This is a genomic window from Pseudomonadota bacterium, assembly GCA_010028905.1.
Taxonomy (GTDB): Bacteria; Vulcanimicrobiota; Xenobia; order RGZZ01; family RGZZ01; genus RGZZ01.
Genome location: RGZZ01000017.1, coordinates 1 through 20285 on the forward strand (window position 1 = coordinate 1; position 20285 = coordinate 20285).

The 20285-nt window shown below is 65.4% G+C and carries 18 protein-coding genes; 5 read left to right on the forward strand and 13 right to left on the reverse strand.

The window, feature by feature from the left end; all coding sequences use genetic code 11:
* The 3 genes from EB084_02565 to EB084_02575 form a co-directional block, all read right to left on the reverse strand.
* Window positions 1-252, reverse strand: a 252-nt coding sequence (locus tag EB084_02565) for a hypothetical protein (GenBank protein NDD27134.1), incomplete at its 3' end; no start/stop codon positions are given.
* Window positions 253-388: 136 nt separating this feature from the next.
* Entirely contained in the window at window positions 389-826 is a 438-nt protein-coding gene (locus tag EB084_02570) for a LuxR family transcriptional regulator (protein NDD27135.1), read from the reverse strand.
* Between the two features lie 107 nt (window positions 827-933).
* A complete protein-coding gene (locus EB084_02575; GenBank protein NDD27136.1) occupies window positions 934-2292 on the reverse strand; it encodes a LuxR family transcriptional regulator in 1359 nt (452 codons plus the stop codon).
* Here EB084_02575 and EB084_02580 point away from each other — a divergent pair.
* The 3 genes from EB084_02580 (at window position 1756) to EB084_02590 (ending at window position 7459) form a co-directional block, all read left to right on the forward strand.
* A complete protein-coding gene (locus EB084_02580) occupies window positions 1756-4032 on the forward strand; it encodes an ABC transporter ATP-binding protein (protein NDD27137.1) in 2277 nt (758 codons plus the stop codon). The two genes, EB084_02575 and EB084_02580, sit on opposite strands and share 537 nt — an antisense overlap.
* Window positions 4029-5828, forward strand: coding sequence for an ABC transporter ATP-binding protein (locus EB084_02585; GenBank protein ID NDD27138.1), 1800 nt, complete (start codon window positions 4029-4031; stop codon window positions 5826-5828). The genes EB084_02580 and EB084_02585 overlap by 4 nt, the downstream gene beginning before the upstream one ends.
* Window positions 5829-5902: 74 nt before the next feature.
* A complete protein-coding gene (locus tag EB084_02590; GenBank protein NDD27139.1) occupies window positions 5903-7459 on the forward strand; it encodes an FAD-dependent oxidoreductase in 1557 nt (518 codons plus the stop codon).
* 27 nt (window positions 7460-7486) lie between these two features.
* Here the strand turns inward: EB084_02590 and EB084_02595 are convergent, their stop codons facing one another.
* The 4 genes from EB084_02595 to flgG are packed head-to-tail and all read right to left on the reverse strand — an operon-like array spanning window position 7487 to window position 10593.
* The gene (locus EB084_02595) at window positions 7487-8521 is read right to left on the reverse strand and encodes a hypothetical protein (protein NDD27140.1); all 1035 of its coding nucleotides are present in this window, start codon (window positions 8519-8521) and stop codon (window positions 7487-7489) included.
* A 36-nt stretch (window positions 8522-8557) separates the two neighbouring features.
* On the reverse strand, window positions 8558-9223 hold the full coding sequence (locus EB084_02600) for a hypothetical protein (protein NDD27141.1): 666 nt from the start codon (window positions 9221-9223) through the stop codon (window positions 8558-8560).
* The gene (locus EB084_02605) at window positions 9220-9792 is read right to left on the reverse strand and encodes a hypothetical protein (protein ID NDD27142.1); all 573 of its coding nucleotides are present in this window, start codon (window positions 9790-9792) and stop codon (window positions 9220-9222) included. The genes EB084_02600 and EB084_02605 overlap by 4 nt, the downstream gene beginning before the upstream one ends.
* Before the next feature lie 12 nt (window positions 9793-9804).
* Window positions 9805-10593 (reverse strand): flagellar basal-body rod protein FlgG, encoded by a 789-nt coding sequence (gene flgG / locus EB084_02610; GenBank protein NDD27143.1) that lies wholly within the window; start codon window positions 10591-10593, stop codon window positions 9805-9807.
* Window positions 10594-10889: 296 nt separating this feature from the next.
* On the opposite strand from flgG, the gene EB084_02615 reads away from it, so the two are divergent.
* Together EB084_02615 and EB084_02620 are read left to right on the forward strand one after the other, a co-directional pair.
* Window positions 10890-11255: a hypothetical protein gene (locus EB084_02615; GenBank protein NDD27144.1), complete on the forward strand. Its 366-nt coding sequence runs from the start codon at window positions 10890-10892 to the stop codon at window positions 11253-11255.
* A gap of 128 nt (window positions 11256-11383) precedes the next feature.
* Entirely contained in the window at window positions 11384-12943 is a 1560-nt protein-coding gene (locus EB084_02620) for a glycosyltransferase (GenBank protein NDD27145.1), read from the forward strand.
* Here the strand turns inward: EB084_02620 and asnB are convergent.
* Genes asnB through EB084_02650 form a run of 6 tightly spaced genes read right to left on the reverse strand, consistent with a single transcriptional unit; the run spans window position 12898 to window position 20137 of the window.
* On the reverse strand, window positions 12898-14835 hold the full coding sequence (asnB, locus tag EB084_02625) for an asparagine synthase (glutamine-hydrolyzing) (protein NDD27146.1): 1938 nt from the start codon (window positions 14833-14835) through the stop codon (window positions 12898-12900). The two genes, EB084_02620 and asnB, sit on opposite strands and share 46 nt — an antisense overlap.
* A gap of 3 nt (window positions 14836-14838) precedes the next feature.
* Window positions 14839-15936 carry a UDP-N-acetylglucosamine 2-epimerase (non-hydrolyzing) gene (locus EB084_02630; protein NDD27147.1) on the reverse strand — a complete coding sequence of 366 codons (1098 nt, stop codon included), beginning with the start codon at window positions 15934-15936 and terminating at the stop codon, window positions 14839-14841.
* A gap of 6 nt (window positions 15937-15942) precedes the next feature.
* Window positions 15943-17049 (reverse strand): DegT/DnrJ/EryC1/StrS family aminotransferase, encoded by a 1107-nt coding sequence (locus tag EB084_02635; GenBank protein ID NDD27148.1) that lies wholly within the window; start codon window positions 17047-17049, stop codon window positions 15943-15945.
* Window positions 17050-17063: 14 nt separating this feature from the next.
* A complete protein-coding gene (locus tag EB084_02640) occupies window positions 17064-17846 on the reverse strand; it encodes an N-acetyltransferase (protein ID NDD27149.1) in 783 nt (260 codons plus the stop codon).
* Entirely contained in the window at window positions 17812-18846 is a 1035-nt protein-coding gene (locus tag EB084_02645; protein NDD27150.1) for a gfo/Idh/MocA family oxidoreductase, read from the reverse strand. Before EB084_02645 ends, EB084_02640 begins: the two co-directional genes overlap by 35 nt.
* Window positions 18830-20137: a nucleotide sugar dehydrogenase gene (locus tag EB084_02650; GenBank protein NDD27151.1), complete on the reverse strand. Its 1308-nt coding sequence runs from the start codon at window positions 20135-20137 to the stop codon at window positions 18830-18832. The genes EB084_02645 and EB084_02650 overlap by 17 nt, the downstream gene beginning before the upstream one ends.
* Window positions 20138-20285 lie beyond the last annotated feature (148 nt).

Sequence of the window (20285 nt, forward strand, 5' to 3'; positions counted from 1 at the left end):
GGAGGGGGTGTCCGCTGGCATGGATGGCCTTACGGTCTTCTTCCCCGCATCCGCGAGGGTCAGGGTCGATGCCCCTTTGTGACTGGTGCGCAGGTCGCGCGGGTGACGCACTGGCCTCTTTGGCGATTGCTCGAGGGCAATGTCGCTCTCTGACAGCACGAACGCTGCGCCCGCGAGTGAGGCCACAAAGCCGATTGCAAGGACGGCCTGCCGCAGGGTTCGCATCTGGTTGCGCCTGCGAAGCTCGGCCATCCCGGATCTCAGCGGGTCACATGCGGCACAGACGGCGCCACCGTCGGGCACCAGTCCACCACATCGCATGCATGCCATCGGAGGCAGGCTCCTTCCCCGGAGTTTTCATCAGGGTAGCAGGCAAAAGGCTGATCGGCTATTCCCCAAAGGGGGAGGAATTCGGGAGCTGGGTCGGGTGCTCGTCTGCCCTTGCCCCAAGGGTCTTCTCGTCGTCAGCGCCGTCTTCAGGCGCCATCATAAGCGCTCCCATGCGCAGCGCGTACAGCGCCAGGCCCACCTTGTCGTGAACCCCCAGCTTGGCGCGCGCGTTCTGGGCGTGCTTCTTGACCCCCTCGACGCTGATGCCCATGCGGTCGGCGATCAGGCGGTATTTCAGCAGGCAGAGCGCAGCCGTCTCGCGCTCGCGCGCGGTCAGTCGCGCCCAGCGCGCTTCAGATGGGCTGGGCGCGGGTTGAGCGCGCAGCGCGTCGGGGGTATGAGCACCGTCAGAGGCGGTCTCTTTGCTTCTGCGGTGGCGGGGAGGGGGGCGACGCATGAACACCTCATCTGCATAGGGAGTGACGGCATCGAACAAAGGTGGGGTGACCGTGCCATCAGACTACCAGCAGAAGGGCGAGAGGGCCATTCCTACAAAGTGGAAGATTTCCGGGAGCCCCCCTCCCCGAAACGGGTAGACCACCTTCAGATGGGGTCTTCTGTTGTGGGAGCGGTGGAGAGATCGCCTTCGAGCGCGCCCATGCGCACGGCGTACAGGGCGAGCTCGACCCGGTCACGGGTTCCGAGCTTGGCGCGGGCGTTCTGGAGGTGCTTCTTCACGCCTTCTACGCTGATGTGCATGCGTGCCGCGATCTCCTTGTACTTGAGATGGCTGAGGGCGACGGTCTCTCGTTCCCGCGGCGTCAGAGATGCCCAGCGGGAGTCGAGGGGCAGGCTCGTTTCCGAGGGGGCCGCCACGGACGCGCTGGAGCGGGGGGAGACGTCTTCTCCTTCCCCCGAAGGGGAAGACGCCGGTGCTACAGGTTCGCCCGCGGCTGGGGCGGGTGCGCCGGTCTCGTCTGGCGTTTCGGCTCGATGGGGTGGAGCGGGCCGTGCTCGTCTGGGAATCGCCTCGTGCAGCGCGCGCAGCAGGTCGAAGGGGTCGACGAAGCGTCGCGACAGCAGCGCCGCGAACGTGAGCGAGATGACGATGGCGGGCACCACGGCCGCGAGAAAGCTGAAGCGCACCACCCGCAGGGTGTCGGCCAATGAGCTGGTGTCGTAGTCGACGCTGAGCAGATAGGCCACCTTGCCGCTCTTGTCGGCGATGGGCGCGTACGCCGTGATGTTCTCGTCGCCGCGGTGGGTGGTGTAGGGGGCGGGCGAGTACGAGACCTTGTTGCCCAGGGCGTCGAGGGCGAAGGGCTCAGCGGGAAACCAGACCTCGGCAGAGATCTGATCGTCGGCATCGTCCGGCTCGACGATCTTGGCTTCCCGGTCGCCGTCGACCACCACGATGCTCAGGTGATGGCCCCGCTCGGGGAACCAGCGTCGCTCGAGCGCCGCGAGCTTCTGGGAAGTGGCTCTGTACGCGGGGTTGCTGCCAGGCGTGTCGGTGCGCCCGATCTTCTCGATGGTCGCAGCGTCGAGCTGGGCGGCGATTTGGGGCAGTGTCTCGGCCAGCCCGCGGGCGTGCTGAAACAACCAGTAGCGAGCCCCAGGGCCGATCAGCAGCAACGCAACGGCAGATGTGACGAGCTCTGCGGTGATGAGCCAGGCAAAGAACCGCGCAAACGTGCTTTTCAGGCGAGGCGTGTCTCCTGTTCGAGAGGTGGCGGCTCGCTGCGTGACCAGAGACGCGCTCGCAGGGAGCCTGCGTGCGAGGGGACTTCGTCGAGATCCGAGGGAACCCTCGGGTGGCGCAACCGCTTCATTGATACCGGCGCGCTGGCCCGTGGCGCGGCATCGCTCGCATTGACACCTTCCACCCCCTCTAGTACACTGAGGCTTCCCTCTCTGAGCGTCATGACAGCCCCAACTGAGTTGAAGCGCGGTCTCTTCCACACCCTGTCCCGCCTATGGGAAACCGCCAAGGCCCATCGCGGTTGCTTCGTTGCGGCCGGCTGCGCCATGCTGCTCACGAACCTCGCTTCGTTTCTGAGGCCGTACCTGCTCAAGCGCCTCACCGACGACGTTCTCACGGCGCAATCGCTTGCGGGGAAGACCAACGTGCTTCTCTTGCTGCTCTCTGGCGTTCTGGGGGCTACCGCGATGAAGGGCCTGTTCACGTACCTTCAGGGCTACTGGCTGACCACGGGGAGCCAGCGCCTGGCGCGAGACCTGAGAGATCGCCTGTACGCGCACGTGCTGCGACTGCCGCTCTCGTGGTTCGACGAGAGCCGCGTGGGTGACCTCATCGTGCGATTCACCAGCGATCTTCGTGTTGTGACGGAGTTCATCAACGGTGGGCTGAGCATTCTTGTCAATGATTGCATCGTCATCGTCAGCTCGCTCACCTGGATGGTGTCTGCTGACTGGCAGCTCACCATCGTCGGTATGGTGATCACGCCGGCCGCGGGCATCATCGTGCGTCGCTTCTCGAAGCGCATGACGCACGCGACTGAGTCTGCCCAGAAGACCCTGTCTGATCTCTCCAATGTGGTCAAGGAGACGGTGGAAGGCATCAAGGTGGTGAAGGCCTTCAACCGGGAGCACTACGAGAGCCAGCGCTTCTCTGAGAGAAGTCGAGACAGCTTTCGATGGGCGATGCGAATGGTGCAGCTCACCGCGACGCAGTCGCCGCTGCTCGAGGTGCTCGGAACGGTGGGCATCGCGCTCGTTCTCTGGTACTGTGCGGTCAACGTCATGAGCGGGCGTCTCACCCTGGGCGATCTGCTGGCCTTCTGGGGGTACATGCTTCTGGCGATGACGCCCATCAATCGCATGGCGGGAACGATGCAGCTCATCACGCGGGGAGAGGTGGCAACCTCTCGCGTGTTCGAGATCCTCGACTGTCCGGAGCAGGAGGCACGAACGTCTGAAGGGCGTGAGCTCGCCACCATCGAGGGACGCATTTCGTTTGAAGATGTCCACTTCCGCTACAACGCGCTTCGCGATGAGGCACTGCGTGGGGTGACGGCCACAATCGAGCCCGGCCATCACGTGGCTGTGGTGGGCCGAAACGGCGCGGGGAAGTCGACCCTTGTGAACCTCGTGCCGCGGTTCTACGAGGTGACGTCGGGTCGAATCTCGATCGACGGTCAGCCCATCTCGGAGGTGTCGCTGCAGTCGCTGCGGCGCCAGATCGCCGTGGTGCCGCAAGATACCTTTCTCTTCAGCGGAACGGTGCGCGACAACATCCGCTACGGGCGACCGACAGCCACCGACGACGAGGTCGAAGCTGCCGCTCAGGTGGCGGGTGCCCACGAGTTCATCACGGCCATGGAGCTCGGCTACGACACCCCCTTGCAGGAGTGCGGCCGCAACCTCTCCGGCGGACAGCGGCAGCGTCTGGCCATCGCGCGCGTGGTGCTGCGCGATCCGGTCATCGTCATCCTCGATGAGGCCACCTCGAGCCTCGACCCCAATGCAGAGCGCGCCATTCAGGAGACGTTGCACCGTGCGACAGCCGGCAAGACGGTCATCAACATCGTTCATCGCCTGACCCTGGCCCAGGCCGCCGACCACATCATCGTTCTCGATGAGGGTCGCGTCGTCGAGCAGGGCAGGCACGCCGATCTGCTGGCGCTTCGTGGAACCTACTGGGAGCTCTACAGACCCTTGCTGGAAGCGTCGTCGACGTGAGCATCATCAAGATCAAGAAGTCTCGCGTCCAGGTGGCGCTCAGCTTTGGTGAGATGCGCGACATCTTCCGGCGCTTCGCACCGTACGCGAGGCGGCACTGGTTCTCGTACGTGCTTGGCATCATCGCCACCGTCATCCTCAATGCCACAGCCGTCATCCAGCCCTACATCCTGAAGATCCTCACCGATCGGGTTCTGCTGCCCGGACGCGAGGACTATGCGGCGCTGCACCTTTCCCTGCTCGCGCTCATCGGAAGCGGAATGCTCAAGGGAATCTTCCTCTACGCACAGGCCTACCTCATGGCCTATGGCAACCAGTCCACGATCCGGGATCTGCGCGACGATGTCTACACGCACCTGCAGATGCTGCCTCTCACGTGGTTCGACCGAGCGCGACTGGGAGACATCATCGTGCGTCTCACCGACGACATCCGCATCGTCATGGAGCTTGTCGCCTCAGGCATCATCGCGCTCATGAACGATGTGATCGTGGCGATCTGCTCGGTCACCTACATGACCTACCTGAGCTGGAGAATGACCTTTCTTGCCTTCTTCCTCACGCCGGTGACCGCGTGGGTCATCGACCGCTTCGATCGCTCCATCGAGTCGACGGTGCTGCGCTCGCAGGGCAAGACATCTGATCTCACCAGTCAGGTGCAAGAGACCTTGTCGGGCGTTCGCGTGGTCAAGGCATTCACCCAGGAAGATCACGAGATCGCGCGCTTCGAGGCCTCGAGCGGCGAGGCGGCGAGCATGGCGATCAGGCTTGCGCGAAGCGTGCTCATGCAGAGCCCGGTCGTCGAGGTGATCTCATCGCTGAGCCTCGTCATCGTCATCGGCTACGGGGCCTACGCCGTGTCGAGCAAGATTCTGACCCTCGGAGATTTCATGGCGTTCTGGGCCTACCTGCTCTTGGCGAGCACCCCCATCTCGCGTCTCAGCAACACCCTCTCCAACCTGCGCCGCGGCCTGCTCGCCGCCCGTCGCATCTTCGAGATCAAGGACATCCATCCGGAGGTGCATGAGGCGGAGGGCGCGCCCGTCCTTCCCCCCGTGTGCGGGCACATCCGGTTCGAGAACGTGGTGTTCGGCTACGACAAGAGCAAGCCGGTGCTCCAGGGACTCGACTTCACCGTTGAACACGGCAGCCTGGTGGCCATCGTCGGGCACAACGGTGCGGGCAAGTCTACCCTCGTGGCGCTCATCAGTCGCTTCTACGATCCAGATGAAGGCGTCATTCGAATGGACGGGCACGATATTCGTTTGGTGGCCCTGCAGTCGCTGCGCCGGCAGATCTCGTTCGTGCTGCAGGAGAACTTCCTGTTCTCGGGCACCATCCGCGATAATCTCAAGTACGGTCGTCACGAGGCCACCGATGACGAGATGTTCGAAGCCTGTCGCACGGCACACTGCGACGCGTTCATCCGGACCCTGCCCGACGGCTACGACACCCGTCTGGTGGAGGGGGGACGCGGGCTCTCAGGTGGGCAGCGGCAGCGCATCGCCATCGCGCGCGCACTCATCGCCAATCCTCGCATCCTCATCCTCGACGAGGCGACGGCGTCCATAGACATGGAGTCGGAGAGAGACATCCAGGTCGCGCTCCATCGCCTGCTCGAAGGCCGCACCACCTTCGTCATCGCGCATCGGCTCTCGACCGTGCGCCAGGCCGACGTGATTCTCGTGATGGAGAACGGCCAGATCGTGGAGTCGGGGTCGCATGAGCAGCTGCTCGCGCTGGGGGGCGCCTACCAGCAGCTGCACGCGTCGTTCTACGGGATTCCCACGTTGGCCTGACCGTTGGCTTCAGGCCAGTCGCTTCAGTGGGTATCTCTTGCATGAGACCCATCGAATTGGAGCTGAATGCGACGATGTCTGAATCCGGAGCGACCACGTCTGTCTGGCACGCGGCTGTACCGCCCGTGCGCACGAGCCCCCTCGACACCGATATAGACGCGGAGGTCTGTGTGGTGGGAGGGGGCATTGCCGGACTCACCACGGCATTGATGCTCGGTCGAGCGGGCAAGCGCGTGATCGTGCTCGAACGATTTGGCGCGGGGGGAGGGATGACCGGCCGTTCGACCGGCCACCTCTCGAATGCCTATGACGACCGATATCATGTGATCGAGCGGCTGCATGGCCCAGAGGCAGCGCGTCTGGTGGCGGCAAGCCACACCCATGCGATTGATCGTATCGAGGAGATCTCTCGAACCGAGCAGATCGATTGCGAGTTCGAGCGGGTCGATGGCTTCCTCATATTGCCTATGGGCCATGGGGTCGACGAGCTCCTGACAGAGTGCGATGCGGCGGTTCGGGCGGGGATCATCGATGCGGCGATCGTCGAGCGAGCGCCCTATGTCGGGTTTGAGAGCGGGCCGGCGCTGCGGTTTCCTGGTCAGGCCCAGATGCATCCGATGAAGTACGTCGCTGGGCTTGTGCAGGCGTGCCAGCGCGTTGGGGTTCGAATCTGCACCGACACGCCGGTGGTGGCCTTCGAACCGCAGCGGGTGCGCACCCGCGATCGGCACACGGTGCGCTTCGAGGACATCGTTGTGGCGACGAACAGCCCCGTCATCGATCGCGTCACCATCCACACCAGGCAGCATGCCCGTCTCACCTACGTGATCGGTGCCCTCGTGCCCAGGGGAAGCGTGCCACGTGTGCTCTGCTGCGATACCCTTGATCCCTACCACTATGTAAGGGTGCAGCCGGGCAGCACCGATGGAGAGCAGCCGACCTACGATCTCCTGCTCGTCGGGGGAGAGGATCACGGCACCGGACTGGCAGACGATGGGGCGCTTCGCTTCAATCGGCTCGAGGCCTGGATGCGGGAGCGGTTCGATATGGCGGGAGAGGTGCTGCACCGGTGGTCGGGCCAGGTGCTCGAACCGTTCGACCGGCTGGCGTTCATCGGACGAAATCCCACGCATGGGCAAGGGGTGTACGTGATCACGGGCGACTCCGGGAACGGTCTCACGCATGCCACCCTCGGCGCAACCATGGTCACCGAGATGATTCTCGGCGTGCACAATCCCTGGACCAGCCTGTATGATCCCGCGCGAATGACGTTTCGCGCGACGGGGGAGTGGGTGCGTGAGGGCTTGAGTGTGGCGTCCCACTACGGCGACTGGGTCACGCCGGGCGATGTCGAGTCTGTCGACGCCCTCGCGTTCGGTCAGGGTGCGGTGGTTCGTCGCGGTCTCACAAAGATCGCGGCCTGGCGCCGACCGGATGGAACCGTGGTGGAGCACTCGGCGGTATGCACCCACCTGGGCGGCATCGTTCGGTGGAACGCTGCCGACCAGACCTGGGACTGTCCATGTCATGGGTCGCGATACACGTGTACGGGTCGGGTCTTTCAGGGCCCCGCGAATCGCGACCTCGCGGAGATCGAGATCGCGCACGAGGTACCACCGGGATACGAGTGAGCCCTGTTCTCCGCCGATCGATGCGGATCAGTGCGCGGGGTGCCCGCCTGCCGACCGCGCCCGCAGCATCTGCTCGAGGGCCTGGAGGTCTGGGCGGGCCAGAGCGCGGGTGAAGCGGGCGTATTCTGCCGCGCCGGTTCCGATGGCGAAGCCGCCACCCATCTCGATGCGGTCGCCGGTCTCCCGCATGCCGGTCTCTCGGAGGATGTCGGCCTTCACCTGGGCATAGCGGCGAATTGTGCGATCGTAGGCATCATCGACGGCGAACAGGGCGCGTGCTGCCGTGGGATTGTCGAGGAAGGCCTGCCACTCTCGCGCGTGGTGGGTGCGGGCCTCCTGCAGCCAGGTCAGGATGAACAGCTTCATCTGGGCGCGTGCGGGGTACATCCCTTCCACCGCCTGCAGCCCTTTCGTCCACGATTCTCGCGTGTGTGGACCCTCTCGGCGGTGCCATGCCAGCAGATCGACGGCCGTCTGGGTGCCCCAGCGGTAGGCGTCGAGCTCGTCGAGAAGTCCGTAGACGCCCTTCGACTGGGTGCTCTGGTTGGCGTTGTCAGTTGCCACGTAGGTTCGGTAGCGCGCGTCTCGCAGGTCGGGGTCGATGCGCGGCGCAAGGGTGGCGCTCGGGAAGGTCGGCGTGATGGGAACCAGCAGATCCACGCCTGCGGAGATCGGCAGGGCAAGGCTCTCATGCCAGGGCTGGTGGGTCTCGGAGAGCATCTTCCAGGCCAGCTTGCGGCTGTAGCTGTGGCACGTCTCGTGCACGGCCGTGGGAAGCGCCGCAACGATTTCGGCGGGTGTGCCGCCTGGGACGAAGTCCATGAAGTCGGTCTGGCTCATCGAGATCGAGCGGTCGGGTAGTCGATACGCCCAGGGGCTCGATTCGTAGCGATCGATGATGGCCCGTCCGTCGGGGGCGTATCGGGCCAGGACCTCGAGCGCAAAGGCGCGCGCCTGCGTCGACGGTGCCGCAGCCGCCGACAGGATGACGAGAGCGACGGCTGCTGCCGTCGCTCCCGCGATACGTACCCATCGACCTCTGGTGCTTTGTGTGGCGCGCATGCCTGTCGTCTTGGACTCGGGTCTTGCTCGCCCCTGCTACTGCTGCGGCGTGCTGCCCACCACGGTGCGCACGACGTCGAACGGCTTGCTCGAGTTCATCCCGTCGACCCGCACGGCGAGGTTGAGCAGGCGCTGCGACGAGATGGAGTTGTCCGGGTTGATATCGACCTGACGCGCGATGCCCTTCAGTGACATCGAGACCTTGCGGCCGTTGCCCCACAGGATGCGCGAGCCCTCGACCTGCAGGTTTCCATTGGGCTCGATGGCGGTCACGCGAACCGTCATCTGCGAGGTGATGGTCTGGGCCTGCTTGTTTGTGTCGCTGTCGTCGGTTGAGCTCGACCCGTTCTTCTCGAACCCCGGGATGAAGGTCAGCAGGCCCGCGCCGGCCGAGGTCTTCCAGGTGCTCTGGCGCTTCTTGGTCGAGGTCACCGCGGTGTCCACCGTCACCGTCTCGCTCAAGACGACGGTGAGCATGTCTCCCACCACGACCTTGCTGCTGGTGCCGAACAGGTCGATGGGCTGATCCTTGGCCATGATCACGTCGGCATATCCTGCCGCGGTGCGCAGCAGCACCCACGCCGTCACGAAGCACGTCATCATCAGTACGAGGTGTAGCCTCTTCATCAGCTTCGACCCGCCTTTCCCGTTGCGTTCAACGATCTTCTCCTGGGGCTTCACGCTCACGTCCATTGCATTCATGGCTCGGGCTCCACAGCGACCTCGCGGTCGTTCTTCACGGTGGCGAACAGGATGCGGTAGGGACCTTGAACAGCCACCCGCACCCGATCTCCCTGGTTGGCGTCCTGCTGCATCGTGCCCATCAGCACGATGTTCAACCCGCTGCCCTGCAGCTGCACGTGCACCGGGTCACCCGTCTTCAAGATGGCCGATGGCTTGCCGAGCTGCGTCGTGGTTGCGGCGGTGTCGAGGCCCACCTGCACCTGCACGAGCACCTCGTCGACGATGACCCCGCCCACGACCAGCGACACGGGCACGTTCAGCCTTCCGCGAAAGCCCGGACGCGGTGCGAGGGCACCCGCGGGCCAGTGGGGCTTGAGGGTCACGCCACCAGACGGCACCAGTCGGTCGGGAATGCTGTAGACGCTTCTGACGTCGGCAGGGCGAGCCGTCAGCGCAGTGCTGACGAACCCTTCCGCCGCGGTATTCACCCGCGGGCCCGGCACGGTCTGCACCGGGGCCGCAAGGCTTGCCGTCTGCAGCGCAAGAAGTGCGGCGATGGCGATGAGGGCTGTGCGAAGCGCTGACATCGCGGCACCCTCCTACTGCTTGAGGTTCGCCAGGATGCCGAGCATTCGGTCGGCTCCCTGAATGACCTTCGAGTTGATTTCGTACGCGCGCTGGGCGGTCATCATGTTGACCATCTCCTCGACCACCTGCACGTTCGACATCTCGAGGAATCCCTGGCTCACCGTTCCGGTTCCAGTGGTTCCGGGGTTGCTCAGGGTCGGCGTTCCGGACGCGGGCGTCTGCAAGTAGAGGTTCTGGCCGATGGACTGCATCCCGGCGGTGTTCGGGAAGCGCGCGAGGGTGAGCTGACCGATATCGTTGGGCTGGGTCGCCCCTGCCTGCTGCACGCTGATCTTGCCGTCGGTGCCGATGATGACCTGTGTGGCGTCGGCCGGAATGGCCACCGCGGGCTGGAGCGGATAGCCATCGGAGGTCACCAGGTTGCCGCTGGCGTCTCGCTGCAGGTTTCCGTCACGCGTGTATGCGGTCGTGCCGTTCGGCAGAAGCACCTGCATGAAGCCCTCGCCCTGGATGGCGATGTTCAGCGGGCTGCCCGTCTGCTGGAAGACCCCCTGGGTCATCACGCGGGTGGTCGATGCGACCTTCGTGCCCATCCCGGTAGAGCTTCCCACGGGAAGCGTGCCGCCGGAGGCGAGGGTCTGACCCGCGGGCTTCTCGGTCTGGTACATCAGGTCCTGAAAGCCGAGCCGCATCTTCTTGAAGCCGTGGGTACCCTGGTTCGCAAGGTTGTTGGCGATGGTATCGATGTTCTGCTGCTGGGCACCCATTCCGCTCGCTGCCGTGTAGAGCGACATCATCATGGCTTCGGTATGCCTCCGTCCGCTTGTGTCACGCGGCCAGCTGTCCCGTTGTCCGGTGCTCGCCCGCCAGGCTGGGAGCCTGTTGCTCTGGGCGGCCTGCCGAATCGGTCGCTGCCGTCGGTGACCCTACTATCGGACACTTCGCTGCGAGAATTAACTGCCTGGCGCGGCTAAAGTTTCAGGCAAACAGGCCGACAACAAGGCCGAGGCGCGGTCGGATATCGCACCGTGCCCTCCTCGCGCAGCCTCGACCTGGTCGAGTGCCCGCTTGAAGCAGAGACAGGAGATCTCGCGCCATGCACATCCCGGTACTTGCGGCGATCCAGGGCCTCTCGATGCTCAGTCACATGTTTCATCTCGACGGCAGCGCGCCCGCTCCCAGAGCGGCGGCAAAGCCAGGTGGAGCCTGCGTGACGCGGAGTGGACAGGTGGCCGACTTCAACAGCGCCATGCAGCTGCAGGGCCTTCTGAAGACCGTGGGCCATCACCTCACCGAGGACCAGCGACAGCAGGTCGGGCAGCTCGTTCACAACGGGGCTGCGCCGCAGGCGATACACATGCTGCAGCAGGTTGCGAACGCGTACGCAGCGCCCGTTGGCGGGCCGTTGAGCGGCGCGGGCCTCTATGCCTTCACCCCGCCGATGATTCGAGGGCAGCTCTGAGCTCGAGCCCCGTGGGGGTTGGAGGAAGGCGTTGCGCGTCGGCCTAATAGTCGACGCAGACCCAGACGCTCGGCGCGCACGCAGACGCGTCTGCATCGTGGTCGCAGACGATTGAACGGGAGACGGGCGTGACCGAGCCCATCGCTTCACGGGCGACTGAGCGCCCTCCTCGGCTCTGCCTGCTCGTGCTCAACGACGTGGTGAACGACGGGCGCGTGCAGCGCTCAGCGGGGGCCGCCGCCGCCCACGGCTTCGAGGTGCTGGTGATCGGGGTGCGCTCTTCCCGCGCACCAGACGCTGAGCGCATCAACGGTGTCCCCGTGGTGCGCATTGCGCCAGGGGGCGCCGTGCTCTCTCGGGAGCAGATCGCGCGGCTCGAGGCACGCCCGAAGCCGGCGGTTGCGCCGGCTCACGGAGAGGGGCACATCGTCGCCTCCGCCGGTGAGGCAGCGCGCGCCCCGGGTCGCTGGAAGCAGTTCCAGAAAGCCTACGATGAAGCGGTAACCTTTCCGCTGCGGCGCAATCGCCTCTATCAGACGCTGAACACATACGACAAGCGCTTGAGACGAGCGCTCAAGCGCATGCGCTCGGGTGATGTCTTCGGCCCGATGCCGCCCGCGCTCGACGGGCTCGCGCGTCGACTCGCAGATGTGTCGGTCTGGGAGCAGAGCCGGCGGCACATGGGTGATCATGATGCCATCGTGCATGACCAGGTTCATCTGGGACAGAGCTTTGCGGCGCAGGCGCTGGCGTTCGAGCCCGATATCGTGCACTGCAACGATCTCGACACGCTGCTGGCGGGCCTGCGCATCAAGCAGGCTCGTGGCGGTCGCTGCGCCCTGATCTACGATGCCCACGAGCTGTGGACCGAGCAGCACGCCCCTCGTCGCGCCAGAGAGGAGCGCACCGAGGCGTACTACGCCTTCTACGACGATCTGCTCGTGGCCATGGCGCCTTTGATCGATGGGGCCATCACGGTGAACCCCACCATTGCCGCGGTGCTCGAGAGCCGATGCCCCCCTCTGTCTGTGGAGGTTGTGCTGAACTGTCCGCGTCGCGTCGACGGTGCGCTGCGCCGAGATGGTCCGTTGCGCCAGCTTGCGCAGGATCGCGTCGTCGTGCTCATACACGGGGGGCTCATCGCTGCCGATCGGGGGCTGGCCGAGCTCATGGCGGCTGCGCCGCTGCTTGAGCGCGCGCTGCTCGTGTTCCGCGGAAACGGCTCGATGCGCCCTGAGCTCGAGCGAACGGCGCAGGCGCTGGGCCTGCTGGGTACGCACGTCGTGTTCGAGGACCTGGTGGCCCTCGACGCGGTGATCGAGGCCGGTGCGGAAGCCGACATCGGGGTGATTCCATACAAGCCCACGGGCATCAACAACCTGCTGTGCTCCCCCAACAAGCTGTTTGAGTACATGATGAGCGGTCTTGCAGTGGCCGCGAGTGATCTTCCGGAGCTGCGCCGGGTCATCTCCGGCAATGACGCGGGCGTGCTCTTCAACCCGAATCGCCCGGCCTCCATCGCTGCGGCCATCAATGCCCTCACCCACGACAGGGAGCGACTGGAGGTCTGTCGCGCCAACGCGCGACGGGCCGCGCTCGATCGATATTGCTGGGAGGCGCAGTCGAGCGTGCTCCTCGACGTCTACACCCGCGCGCTCAGCGCGGTGGGGCGGCTCCCTGCTTCGTAGGGGCGATCGACGAAGCAGCGGAACCAGATCTCGAGGGTCATCCACCGCCAGATGAGCCAGCTGTGATCGGCCTCTCCCTCGAGATGCTCGCGCAGTCGCCGCTCCACCATCTCGGGACGCAGCACCTGGCGCCGCCGCGTCTGTTCGGAGAGCAGCAGCTCGCGGGCAAACTCGCGCAGCGTTCCCCGGAGCCATGCGGCCAGCGGTGTCGGGTACCCCTTCTTGTCGCGGCGCAGCCGTACGGGCTCTGGCAGCACGCCGGCCATGGCATCGCGCAGCAGCGCCTTTGTCGTGGCCCCTTTGATCTTCTCTTCGAAGGGGAGCCCCATGACGAACTCCACCAGGTTGACGTCGAGGAACGGGGTGCGCGCCTCGATGCCGAAGGCCATGGAGCTGCGGTCTTCATAGTGCAGCAGTCCCGGGATCGAGGTGTGCAGCAGCGCGTCGGCCAGGGTCTGGTTCAGTGGGTCGGTGTACCATGTCGGCGCGTTCTCGCGGTGGGCGGGGTGAGCGGCAGCCTGGGCGGCAAATGCCGGATGGATCGACGACTCGACCGGCATGCGCCAGGGTGTGACCCGCCGTCGCGGCGCGCCCATCAGCCATGCGGTGGCTGCCAGACGCAGCAGTCGAGGCAGTCCGCGTTCGAAGGTCTGGCCGGTGAGCGTGCTGATCTCGGCGTACTCGCGACGCAGGCGATCCCGTGTCGGCCCGAGTCCACGTGCGCGGGCGCTCACCGCGATGGCGCGCAGGTAGGCCCCGAAGTAGGGGAAGTAGCCGCCCAGCAGCTCGTCTCCCCCCTGGCCATCGAGAAGCACCTTCACCCGACCGTGAGCGGTCTGCATCACGTTCCACTGCGAGAAGATGCCCGGGGCCGCCGCAGGGATGTCCTGATGATGGATCATGGCCTCGAGAACCGTGGGCAGGTCGGCGCCATCGGGGTGCACCCAGTACGGCTCGAGCGCGCAGCTGTTCTGCATCTCCTCGATGAAGCCGCGCTCGTCACAGTCCGGGTCATCGTAGATCGATGAGAACGTCCGCAGCGGGGTGTCGCGCAGGCGGCTGGCCACTGCCGCGATGCTGCTCGAGTCGAGCCCGCCGGACAGGCACGTCCCCACGGGCACGTCGCTGCGCAGCCGAAGGCGAACGGCGTTGCCGAAGAGCGTGGCGAAGGTCTCGATCGGGGCGGTTCCCGCTGCCTTCTCACGCCAGCGTTCGGGGGTCACGTGCCAGTAGCGCGAGACCTCCACGCGTCCGTCTCTCACCCGCATGTGATGGGCTGGCGGCAAGGCGAGGATGTCGCGGAAGAACGTCTCATCGGTGTCTCCGAAGAGGCCGCTGGCGACGAAGTTCTGGAGGTAGCCGGGGTGGGGGCGGTTTGCGTGGGGCGCGGCCGCGAGGATGCCCTTCATCTCTGAGGCGAAGATGAGCTGGCCGTTGGTGAGGGCATAGTAGAAGGGCTTCACACCGAAGCGGTCGCGCGCGCAGTACAGGGTTCGTTCCTGGCAGTCCCAGATGGCGAAGGCCCACATCCCGTTGAAGCGCGTCAGCGCCTCTGCTCCCCAGGTCTCGTAGGCGGCGAGCAGCACCTCGGTATCGCTTGTGCTGCGGAAGTGTCTCCCGAGGGCCTCGAGCTCTTGGCGCAGCTCGCGATAGTTGTAGATCTCGCCGTTGTAGGTGACGACGTAGCGTCCGTCGGCAGATGCGAACGGCTGCGCGGCTTCGTCAGAGAGGTCGATGATGGTGAGGCGACGATGTCCCAGCGCCACCCCTACGCCGAACCACTCTCCCCCACCATCGGGGCCGCGGTGCAGCTGCGCCTGGTTCATGCGGGCGATGTGCGTGGGGTCGATGGGGCGCCCGTCCAGGCTGACGACGCCGGCGATTCCGCACATCGCTCAGGCGCGCGTCTCAGACGCTTTCGACCGCACTGCGGTGGAGGCGCGTTCTAAGAGGGCCTTTGCAATCTGCTCCGATGCGGTCTCATCGCCGAACACGGGCGCTCGCTCGGTGCTGGGAGCCGGCTGCTGCAAGGCGGCTGAGAGTTCGGCGCCATCGCGGCCGACCATGCGGTTCCATCCCCCCGTCAGGGTCTCGGGCCATTCGGTCTCGTCGCGAACGGTGAAGCAGGGGGTTCCGAGCAGGTAGGCTTCGCGCTGCACGCCGCCGGAGTCGGTGACGATTCCACGGGCATTGCGCTGGAGCGCAAGCATCTCGAAGAAGTCGACGGCATTCGTGACCTGAACGTTCGAAGGAATCTTGTGCTTCAAGCCCTCGCGTTCGATGACCGCGCGCGTGCGCGGATGCATGGGGAAGATGGCCGGACCGGGCAGCAGTGCCAGTCGATCGAGCACCGTGGCGAGGACATCTGGCGTGTCGGTGAGCTCGGCGCGATGCAAGGTGACGAGCCAGTACCCGTTTCGAGGAAGCGCGAGGCGGTCGATGATCTCTTCGCCCAGCGCGCGAGCGGTGGCGCGGTTCACGGCTTCTACGAGCACGTCACCGACCTCGATGATCTCACCGGTCACATTCTCTCCGCGCAGGGTCTCGGTGGCGCGACGGGTTGGGGTGAAGAGAAGACGGCTCACATGATCGGTGACACGCCGGTTGATCTCTTCTGGCATGTCGGCGTACGAGCGCAGACCCGCCTCGACGTGCGCAACGGGGATGCGCAGCTTGGCGGCGGCCAGCGCACCGGCCAGGGTGGAGTTGGTGTCGCCCACCACCACGACCCAGTCGGGTCTCTCCGCGAGCAAGACCTTCTCGATGCGCGCCAGCATCTCGCCCGTCTGCGCGCCGTGCGGACCGGAACCGATCTCGAGATGGTGCGCTGGCTCGGCGACGCCGAGCCGGTCGAAGAAGACCTGCGACATCTCATGATCGTAGTGCTGCCCGGTGTGCACGAGCACTTCGTCGAAGCTGCGACGAAACGCTGCCGAGAGCACGGCGATCTTGATGAACTGTGGTCGCGCGCCGACGACGGAGACGACTTTCATTCGTTGCTACGCGGTGGTGGCCACTCCGCTGATGGCCTTGAGAACGGTTTCCGCGATTCGGGTGGTCTGCGCTTCGGTGAGCTCCGGATACATGGGCAGGCTGAGCACCTGCGTGGCAGCGGCTTCGGTCTGCGGAAGCGATCCGTGCCGGTGCGGCAGGGTGGCGTAGAGCTTCTGCAGGTGCACCGGGATGGGGTAGTAGATCATGCTGGCGATGCCGGCCGCCTGCAGGGCATCTTTGATCGCGTCACGCTGGGGATGGCGCAGCGTGTACTGGTGATACACGTGGTGACCGTGCTCGCTCTCGGCCGGCGTCACGATGCCGCTGCCGGACAGGGCCGCCGTGTAGCGGCGCGCGGCGGCGCGCCGACCTTCGTTCCACCGATCGAGATGCGGCAGCTTCACCCGCAGGATGGCGGCCTGTATCGTGTCGAGACGGCTGTTGAACCCGAGGATGTCGTTGTGGTATCGCACCTGGCTGCCGTGCGACGCGATGGCGCGCATGCGGCGGGCGAGCTGCTCGTCACGGGTCGTGATGATGCCACCGTCGCCGAAGCACCCAAGATTCTTGCTGGGGAAGAACGAGAAGCAGCCCACGGTACCCATGGTGCCCACCTTGCGGCCGCGCCACGTGGCGCCGGTGGCCTGGGCGCAGTCTTCGATGACCGCGAGCTTGTGCTTGTCGGCGATGGCCAGTATCGCGTCCATGTCGGCGGGGTTGCCGTAGAGGTGCACCGGCATGATGGCGCGGGTGCGCGGCGTGATGGCCGCCTCGATGGCGGCGGGGTCGATGTTGTATGACGTGGGATCGATGTCGACGAAGACCGGCGTGACCCCGTTCATCGAGATGGCGCCCGAGGTGGCGATGAACGTGAACGATGTGGTGATGATCTCGTCACCGGGCCCGAGTCCGAGGGCGCGTATGGCGATGTGCAGGGCGTCGGTGCCATTGGCGCAGGCCACCGTGAACGGCACGTCGTTGTAGCCGGCGAACTCGCATTCGAGCTTGCCCACGTCTGCACCGTTGATGTAGGCCGCGCTGGCCATGACATCGCACACGACGCTCTTGAACTGCTCTTCGAGTGTCGTGTACTGCAGCTTGAGGTCGACCATCGGGATGCTGTCGCTCATGAGTGCACCTGTTCCTTTGTGTTTTCAACGGGTCCGAGCAGCTGTTCGGCGGGAACCGGTCGCTGCGGGCGGGCGGGAGAGCCATAGACGACGGTGGCTTTGGGCACGTCGCGGGTGACCACCGAACCAGCGCCCACCACGGCCTCCACGTCGACGGTCACGCCGGGGAGCAGCACGGCGTTGCCGCCGATGCGCGCGCGTGACTTCACGGTGGCGCCCTTGCGATGCTTGAAGCGCTCCTCCGTGCGGGCCATGTAGTTGTCGTTGGTGGTGGAGACGGTGGGGGCGATGAAGACGTTGTCTTCAAGAGTGGAAAGCGCCGTGATGTAGGCTTCGGCCTGGATCTTTGTGTAGTCGCCGATGCTGCACTGGTTCTCGACCGTGACGCCGCGACCCACGATGACCGCTCTGCCGATGGTGCAGTTCTCGCGAATCGACGCCAGGTCGGCCACGTATACCTGCTCGCCGTAGGTGCTGCCCGCGTAGAGCACGACGAGGGCGCCGACCGTGCTGGCGTCACCGATGCGCAGGGGCGGCAGAGCGGCACCGCTCAGGTCGCCGCGTGTCTTCAGCGTGCTGGTGGCGGGAATGGCGGGCTGACGACCCACCACGCTGTTGTCGCCGATCTGGCAGCGGGCGCCGATGTGCGTGTCGCGGTGCACCACGACGCCGTGCCCGATGGTCGTGTCGTCGCCGATGACGACACCCTCCTCGATGACGGCGAAGCGTCCGACGGTGACGTTGCTACCGAGCCGCGCAGATTCGTGAATGAAGTTCATCTTGCTGCTCTACCTCGATCCATTCTCCGCCCTTGCGGAGAGATGTGGTTGTTGATTGAAGGATCTCGACCACGGCCACCCCTTGCGTGGCGGGGGAGCGCGGCGTGGTTCGATCACGCACGCAGTCCAGGAAGTGCTGGCACTCTCGCGCCAGGGGCTCGAATGCATCGAGCACGGGGGTCTCGGTGCTCTGAACCTCGGTCTTCAGGGTCTGCAGATCGACCGTCTGGCGAACGATCTGCAGGGGTGCAGCGGCCAGCTCGTCGATGATGGCGCAGGCCTTCTCGCCCACCACCTTCAGCTTGCGCACGCGTTCCGGCTCGAGCCAGCCCACCTGGATCGAGGCCAGACGACCGGAGGGGAAGCGCATCTGCATCCAGGAGACGTCTTCCACATCGGGGTGAAGGAAGCCGCGTCCGGTGCACGACACGGCTTCCGGCCACTCGTCGAGCAGATGCAGCATCACCGCGATGTCATGACAGGCGAAGCTCCAGAGCACGTTCTCCTCGCGGCGCACGCGACCCAGGTTGAGGCGCTGGGCGTGCAGATAGCGGATGGGGCCGAGCTCGGTCAGCCGCTCGCGAAGCCGCTCCACCGCGGGGGTGTAGAGCAGCAGATGCCCGACCATGGCGATTCGATCGCGCGCCTGCGCGTGTCGCGCCAGGCTTCGCGCGTCTTCGACCGAGACGGTCATGGGCTTCTCCACGAAGACATCGCGGTCGTCCTCGAGGGCGGCCATGGCCAAGGCGTGGTGCGTGAACGGGGGCGTGGTGACGAAGACAGGGAGCTTCGGGAAGGCGGCCAGCATGTCAGTCAGGCCAGCGTACACGGGTACGCCAGGGAAGACTTCCGCGAGCTGTGTCCTGCGCGATTCGCTCATCTCGCACACGGCCGCCAGCGCGCCCATCTGGTGCAGGGTTCGGATGACGTTCTGGCCCCAGGCGCCTCCGCCGACCACCAGCGCTCGCTGGCGGGTCGTGGCCTCAGAGGATGAAGACATGCTTCTCTCCTCTGGCGCCCGTGGCGTTGTGGGTATCGATCACCAGTCGGGATTCGCGCACGATTCTGGTGAAATCGTAGGTGCTGTGGTCGGTGGCGATGATGACGCAGTCGTATGTGCCGAGCTCGCCCAGGCTCGTCGACGTGTACGACTTGCCGCTCACCTCGATGTGGGGAAGGAACTCGTCGTTGTAGGAGACGTCCGCGCCGCGCTTCTCGAGGAGCTCGATGATCTTGAGGGAGGGCGACTCGCGTGCGTCGGCCACGTCACGCTTGTAGGCCGCGCCGAGCACGAGCACCTTCGAGCCGCGAAGCGGTCGGTAGACCGTGCCGAGGGCGTCGATGACCATGTCGATGACGCGCTCGGGCATCTGCATGTTGATCTCGCCGGCGAGCTCGATGAAACGGGTCTGGAAATCGTATTCGCGCGCCTTCCAGGTCAGGTAGAACGGGTCGATGGGAATGCAGTGCCCACCCAGGCCGGGGCCAGGATAGAAGGGCATGTAGCCATACGGCTTGGTGGAGGCGAGGCGGATGACCTCCCAGATGTCGACGTCCATTCGGCGCGAGAGCAGCGCCAGCTCGTTCACCAGGGCGATGTTCACGCAGCGGAAGATGTTCTCGAGCAGCTTCACCATCTCCGCGACCCGCGCGCTTGACGCCACGTGAACCTCGCTGATGATCTGGGCGTACAGCTCGCGGGTGAGCTCAGAGCACTGCGGGGTGACGCCACCGATGATCTTCGGGGTGTTCGACGTACCGAAGGTCTTGTTGCCGGGGTCGACGCGCTCGGGAGAGAAGGCCAGGTAGAAGTCCTTGCCAGCTTGAAGGTCTCGTGCGGTGAACATGGGCAGGAGAACTTCGTCGGTGGTGCCGGGGTAGGTGGTGCTCTCGAGCACCACCAGCTGCCCCTTGCGAAGGCGGGCGGCCACATCGCGCCCCACCGAGGTGACGTAGCTGATGTCCGGCTCGCGGTTGCGTGTCAGCGGCGTGGGAACGCAGATGATGATGACGTCGCGATTCGACAGCTCGTCGAGATCTGACCCGGCCACCAGCCGACCGGCCTCGACCTGCTCGCGCACCAGGGCATTCTGGTTGTTGATGTAGTCGATGCCCTCGTTGACCCGGCTGATCTTCGACCTGTTGCCGTCGATGCCGTAGACCGAGAAGCCGACGCGGGCGAACTCGAGCGCCAGGGGAAGGCCCACATAGCCCAGGCCGATGATGCCGATGCGCGCGGTGCGCGTGCGAAGCTTCTCGCTGAGATTCTGACCCGATTCAACACTGAGCATGTGAGACTCCAGAAGGGTGCCGTGGGGTTGGCGCGAGGTTCGTCGGCCGAGTTGAGCGACGAGGAACGCCCGAGTCCCTCGCGGGACAGCCGCTCACGCCCCGTCGTTCGGGTCGAGAGGGCAAAAAACGCGCATAGATGTTGACGAT